Here is a 6,411-nt window from a genome sequence, read left to right on the forward strand (position 1 = left end):
AACCAGCGGCTTGGCAGTCCAAAAAAGCGTCACGATCCACGCTGATTAATGTTCCGCTCCGGAAAGTACGTCATATCCCGTCCATGTTGGTGTCATGTTCCGGTCATCACGGGAGGGCAACAGTCGTTAGAGTGGACTCCATGGCCCATCCAGTACCGAGCGCTCCAGGCAGGAGGACAAACGCACCATTGCCGTCGGCAATCGGTGCGCACGTTGCCCCTGCCCAGCAGTCGGCACCGGCATCGCTGCCCACGGTTGAGGAAGTATCGGCCGGCGGCGTTGTGGTGGACACGTCCGACGCCGAATTAAGGGTTGCGATCATCGCCCGCCTTAACAGGGGTGGACGCCTCGAGTGGTGCCTGCCCAAGGGCCATCCTGAGGGCAAGGAAAACAACGAAGAGGCCGCGGTCCGGGAGATTGCCGAGGAGACCGGCATCGAAGGCAGCATCCTCGCGCCGCTGGGCAGCATCGACTACTGGTTCACCGTCAGCGGCCACCGGGTCCATAAGACCGTGCACCACTACCTGCTGCGTGCCACGGGTGGGGAACTGACCATCGAAAACGATCCTGACCAGGAAGCCGTTGACGTTGCCTGGGTGCCCATCCAGGAGCTGGCCAGGAAGCTGTCCTTCCCCAACGAACGCCGCATCGCCGACCTCGCCCGCGAGGTACTCCCCGGGCATCTTTAAGCCCGGACGCCACCGTCGCCATTGCGGTGTTAAGCGCCCGCGGGTGAGACGATGAAGGCGATGTCAGCTACCAATTTTCCTTCCGACCGGTCTGCCCGGCCCGATGACGCCGCGCCTAACAGCGCGCCCCCCGAACCGGCCGCGGACGTTGCGGAGCCTGCACCGGCGCGCCCCAGCGAAACCCGTTCCAGCGCCATCATGGCCGCCGGAACCCTCGTGTCGCGATTTTTGGGCTTCGGCAAGACCTGGATGCTGGGGACCGCCCTGGGCCTGGGTTCAACGGTCAATGACACGTTCATCAATGCCAACAACCTGCCCAACCTGATCTTCCTCCTGGTGGCCGGTGGCGTCTTCAATGCCGTGCTGGTCCCACAGATCATCAAGGCCAGCAAGGCTCCGGACAGGGGAGCGGACTACATCAGCCGGCTGCTGACGCTGGCGGTGCTGCTGCTGTTCGGCCTGACGGCACTGGTCACCCTGGCCGCGCCGGGGGTCATTGAGCTCACCACGCAGGGTTACTCGCCACAGCAAAAGGCCCTTGCGGTGACATTTGCTTTCTGGTGCCTGCCACAGATCTTCTTCTACGGCCTTTACGCCCTGCTCACCCAGGTGCTGAACGCCAACGGCGCATTCGGCCCCGCCATGTGGGCGCCCATCCTGAACAACCTGGTAGCCATCGCCGGCCTGGGGATGTTCATCTGGATCTTTGGCACCAACGACGTCAATACCCACACCCTGGACAACTGGGGTTCCACGCAGACATTGTTGGTGGCCGGGTTCTCCACCATTGGCGTCCTCTCCCAAACGGCCATCCTGCTGGTACCGGTTTTCCGACTGAAACTCGGACTCCGCCCGCGGTTCGGTTGGCGGGGCGTGGGTCTTGGCCACGCCGCGAAGCTGAGCGTGTGGACTCTCCTGACCGCCGCCGTCGGGCAGTTGGCCTTCCTGTATGTCATGCGCATCGCCACCATCCCCGGTGCGGAGCGGATCCGGCTGCAGGAGGCGGGGGACCCGGCCGCGTCCACCCTTCCCGGCAACGCCGTCCTTGAGGTGGCCAGCCAGCTGTACCTCCTGCCGCACTCGATCATCGCGCTGTCCCTGGCTACCGTGCTGTTCAACCGAATGACCCGCGCCTCCCAGGACGGCAACCGGGCAGAACTCCGCGATGCCCTCTCGCACGGGCTGCGGACCATGGCGGTCGCCACCGTCTTTGGCGCCTTGGCGCTGTTTGCCCTGGCCGGTCCGCTGGGCATGTTCTTCTCGGGCGGCAAGGTGCAGGACGGCGTCATGCTGGCCCAGACGCTGACCATCCTGGCCCTCAGCACCCCGTTCATGAGCGCCAATTTCATGATGTCCCGCGTGTTCTACGCCAACGAGGACGCCCGCACCCCGTTCTACGTGCAGCTGCTCCTGGCAGTGGTTTATGTGGCGGGTGCGTTCGCCATCCAATTCCTTCCGGTGGGCCAGATTATCTATGCCATTGCCGTCCTCTACATGGTGGGCAACATCCTTTCGGTGGTCATCAGCGCAGTCTTCCTGCGCCGCATGCTGGGCCATCTGGACGGCGCCCGGATCGCCAACTCGTACATCCGGATGGGATACGCGGCCCTGGGCTCGGCAATCGCTGGCGCCGGCGCCCTCTGGCTGTTGGGCAGCTACAACCCGGACGGGTTCGCATGGAGCGGCCGTCTCCAGGCGCTTGTGACCCTTGCCGTGGTGGGGCCGGTCATGCTGGCCGTCTACTTCCTGCTCCTCCGGGTCTTCCGCGTCTCCGAGCTAAGCGACATGCTGCGGCCCCTGCTGGGACGGCTCGGCCGGGGCAGCCAGGCGCCCGTGCACGAAGCGGGGAACGCGCCGTCGGACGCTCCTTCCGACGGTTCCGCACCTGACCGACGGAACGAGCCGGAGCGGGCCACCACGTCCGTGGACACGGGCCTCATTCCCCGGATTTCCGGCGAGTTCGACGCCGTGTCCTTCCGTGCCGGCCCCGACCCCCAGCGTGGTTCCCGCCGCCCGGATGCGGACGACGACGGCACGGGGCCAAGTGCCGAAGCGTCCTACCTGCCGGGTGAACATCAGCCAAGCACGGCCCGGGGAGGACTGCTCAGTGAACAGATTCCGTTGCCTGGGCGCCGGACGTACCAGGGAAAGGCCGGCGAAAACCCGTTTTTCAGCAACCGGCGCAAGGGCAGGAAGTAGATTCCCTGCGCAGCGGCGCCCGTCTTTTCCGCGGCCGTCAGGGGCGGATCCGCTAGGATCGAACAGGTACAGGGGTAGTTGCATTCAGGGTGGGCCGCGCGCTCCCCTGAACGGCGGTTGCGTCATGGAGGCCGGCAATCCCGGACAGTCTAGGAGGAACACGTGTCCAACCCGATCGATGTCGGATCAGTACTGGGCGGCCGCTATAAGGTCACCGCCACAGTGTTGGCCTCGCACGACCACGATCTGGTGCTGGACGGTGTGGACCAGGTCCTCAACCGCCCGGTCAGTATCCTGGTTGCCGGACCCGAGAACACCGAGCAGGTTGCGCAGAGCGCCCGCGAAGTGGCCACCGGCGAGCGTCCCGGAACGGTGCAGGTCCTTGACCTTGGCGTCACCGAGGACGCCACCTACCTCATCACCAACCACACTTCTGCCGCTGATCTCCTGGATCTGGTGGTGGCCCCCAACCCGCCGTATGTGGAGCCGTTCTTCACCGATACGCTGGGCAGTGAAATCTTCGGCCAGGCGCGCTCACACGAACCCGAACCGTACGACGAGGAAGACCACGTCGAGGCCGGCTACATCAGTTACGGCGAGTCCCACCCCAACCAGGTTGATGATTACCGTTCGGCCCCGGCCGTTCCGCCCAAGCCTCCCGTCCGTCCTTCCACCTCGCAGTCCGCACCGACGGGCCGCACGGGAGCGGCTTCCACCGGTGCAGCCGCCGGGGCCGCAGTTGCCGGTGCCGCCGCTGCCGCTTCCGCTTCAAAAAAGGGGACAGCGTCCTCCCGGACCGATCCCGACGCAACCGCCGCGCAGCCGGTGGCGCACGGCCCCTCGGTGGCGTCCGGGCGTGCAGCTTCAACTGAGGTGGACACCGGACCGAACGACACCGCCGCTGCAGGCAGCACTCACGATGCCCCGCCGTCCACTGGGGAACGCAAGCCCAAAGTATCCCTGTGGTCCAACGACGACTTCGCCCAGGCGGAGGACCAGGAACGCTACGACGATGTCGATGAGGCCCCGGAGGAACCGCGCCAGGGCAAGGGCAAATCAGCGCTTTTTGCCAGGGCTGCAGCGCCGGCCGCCTCGGGTGTCCCGTTTGCTGACCGTGACGACTATGACGATGACCGGGACGAATCCGATGAGCAGCCGCGGTCCATGCGCTGGCTTGTTGGTGGACTGCTGGCTGTGGTCCTCATTGCCGGCCTCATCTTCGCCGTGACCAACCTGGGCAGCCTCTTCACGTCGGAACCGCAGGCCCAGCCAACAGCTGCGCCCGTCACAACCGGTGCTCCGGAGAATTCCGCGCCGGCATCGCAGGCCGCCCCCTCCACGCCTCCGGCTGTAGCTCCGGCCATTGAGAGTGTCAGCCGGCAGGGCAATTTCGACTTCGCGGCGACGTTCGACGGCGACCTGGTCAAGGCATACGACGGCAACGCCGCCAGCTACTGGTCGGATATGGAGTTCGCAACGGAGAACTGGGGCGGCCTGGCTCCCCAGGGCGTCCCGCTCGTTGTGAAACTGAAGTCCACTTCCACCGTCTCCTCCATTACCCTGTCCCAGCTCGGCGGTTCGGGTGGAAACATCACGGTCTACACCAACGACAAGCCCTCCATGGACGGCGCCAAGGCAGTGGGAACGAACAGCTTCACGTCCACCGACTTGAACATGCCCCTTCCGGAACCGGTGCAGGCCCAGTACGTGATTGTTTCGATCAACTCGCTCCCCAAGCTCGCGGCACCCAAAACCCGGTATGGCTACGGACTCCGGCTCGCTGAAATCAAGGTCCAGTAACTCAGTCGCAATTGGTGCGCCCCCGCTGCTGGACTCCAACCCGCAGGAGCGGGGAATGTAGGCTAAGCCGGTGCCCCTGTGACGGCTGGAGCTGATTTCTGCGCTGGCTCACGCCGTCCGGGCGCTGGAATATTCAGCACCCGGACTCAGTTGTGCCATGTGGCCGGCCTCCACACGGAGGCGAGTCGAACAAGGAAGGGGTTCACGGTCCAGTGACCATCGAAGAGAACACGGCGTCGGACGTTCGCGACGTCATCATTGTGGGTTCTGGCCCGGCAGGTTATACGGCGGCCGTCTACACCGCCAGGGCAAACCTCAAGCCGCTGCTGCTCGCAGGCTCGGTGACCGCTGGTGGCGAGCTGATGAACACCACCGATGTGGAGAACTACCCAGGCTTCCCTGAAGGCATCATGGGACCGGACCTGATGGAAAACTTCGAAAAGCAGGCCGAGCGGTTTGGGACTGAAATCCAGTTTGAGGATGTTACCGCCCTTCACCTGGACGGCGCTGTCAAGACCGTCACCATTGCTACGGGGGAGACCTTCAAAGCCAAGGCTGTCATACTCGCCACGGGCTCGGCCTACCGCGAGCTGGGCCTGCCCAACGAAAAGCGCCTGTCAGGGCACGGCGTAAGCTGGTGTGCAACCTGTGACGGTTTCTTCTTCAAGGATCAGGATATTGCTGTCATTGGTGGAGGTGACTCCGCCATGGAGGAAGCCCTCTTCCTCACCAAGTTCGCTAAATCTGTCACGGTTGTCCACCGCCGTGATTCCTTGAAGGCCTCCAAGATTATGGCGGACCGGGCACGCGCCCACGAGAAGATTAACTTTGTCTGGAACAGCACGGTGGACGATGTCCTCGGAACGGACAAAGTTACCGGCCTCAGGCTGAAGAATCTCCTGGACGGTTCATTGTCCGAACTCGCGGTGACCGGCGTCTTCGTGGCCATCGGAAACGACCCCCGGACCGACCTGGTCAAGGACGTCTTGGCACTGACGCCTGAAGGAACTATCGCAGTGGAGGGGAGAAGTTCCCGGACCAGCCTGCCGGGTGTCTTCGCCGCCGGCGATGTTGTTGACCCCACCTACCGCCAGGCAATCACCGCCTCCGGGTCGGGATGTGTGGCCGCAATCGACGTCGAGCACTATCTGGCAGATCTGCCCGCATAATCCGCGCCCTTATTATTCGAAGAGAGAGAAAAGGTTATGAGCAACGCTAAAGATGTAACTGACGCAAGTTTCGGCACCGATGTACTGTCCGCAGACAAGCCTGTCATTGTTGATTTCTGGGCCGAGTGGTGTGGTCCTTGTCGGAAGCTTGGTCCGATCCTTGACGAGATCGCAGTGGAGTACGGTGAAAAGGTGGACGTCGTCAAGGTAAACGTCGACGACAACCCAGCTATTGCCGCCCAGTACGGAATCACTTCCATCCCTGCTGTCTATCTCTTCCAGGGTGGCGAGGTGAAGAGCACTGTTATCGGCGCCAAGCCGAAGCAGTTCTTCGAGAAGGAATTCTCCGACGTCCTTTCCTAGTACAAGGAGCAGCCTCCCATCCCTTGGCAGGCCGTAGAGGAGTGGTCACCGTCCATGGGCGGTGACCACTTTTTTGTTTTCTGATATCCGAACGTCCGCATTGTCGGGTAATGCGGAGGTTTGATGTCATCCACTAAGGACATCGCTGCGATCCTTGGCGTTTCACGTGAAACATCCGCGAGGGGACTGCT

At 63.4% G+C, this 6,411-nt stretch carries 5 protein-coding genes; all 5 read left to right on the forward strand.

Translation table 11 applies throughout. The features are described from left to right. The first annotated feature begins 188 nt into the window (after positions 1-188). The 5 genes from HNO81_RS05430 to trxA all read left to right on the forward strand — a co-directional run bounded on the left by HNO81_RS05430 (position 189) and on the right by trxA (position 6,220). A complete protein-coding gene (locus HNO81_RS05430) occupies positions 189-689 on the forward strand; it encodes an NUDIX hydrolase (RefSeq protein ID WP_175317151.1) in 501 nt (166 codons plus the stop codon). A gap of 60 nt (positions 690-749) precedes the next feature. After that, positions 750-2,888, forward strand: a complete 2,139-nt coding sequence (gene murJ / locus HNO81_RS05435) for a murein biosynthesis integral membrane protein MurJ (RefSeq protein ID WP_175317112.1) — start codon at positions 750-752, stop codon at positions 2,886-2,888. Between the two features lie 162 nt (positions 2,889-3,050). Next, the gene (locus HNO81_RS05440) at positions 3,051-4,688 is read left to right on the forward strand and encodes a discoidin domain-containing protein (RefSeq protein ID WP_175317113.1); all 1,638 of its coding nucleotides are present in this window, start codon (positions 3,051-3,053) and stop codon (positions 4,686-4,688) included. Positions 4,689-4,900: 212 nt separating this feature from the next. Then, the gene (gene trxB, locus HNO81_RS05445) at positions 4,901-5,857 is read left to right on the forward strand and encodes a thioredoxin-disulfide reductase (RefSeq protein WP_175317114.1); all 957 of its coding nucleotides are present in this window, start codon (positions 4,901-4,903) and stop codon (positions 5,855-5,857) included. Between the two features lie 36 nt (positions 5,858-5,893). Beyond that, positions 5,894-6,220 (forward strand): thioredoxin, encoded by a 327-nt coding sequence (gene trxA, locus HNO81_RS05450; RefSeq protein ID WP_175317115.1) that lies wholly within the window; start codon positions 5,894-5,896, stop codon positions 6,218-6,220. Positions 6,221-6,411: the final 191 nt, after the last annotated feature.

It is taken from the genome of Pseudarthrobacter sp. C4D7 (genome assembly GCF_013359725.1).
Classification (GTDB): domain Bacteria; phylum Actinomycetota; class Actinomycetes; order Actinomycetales; family Micrococcaceae; genus Arthrobacter.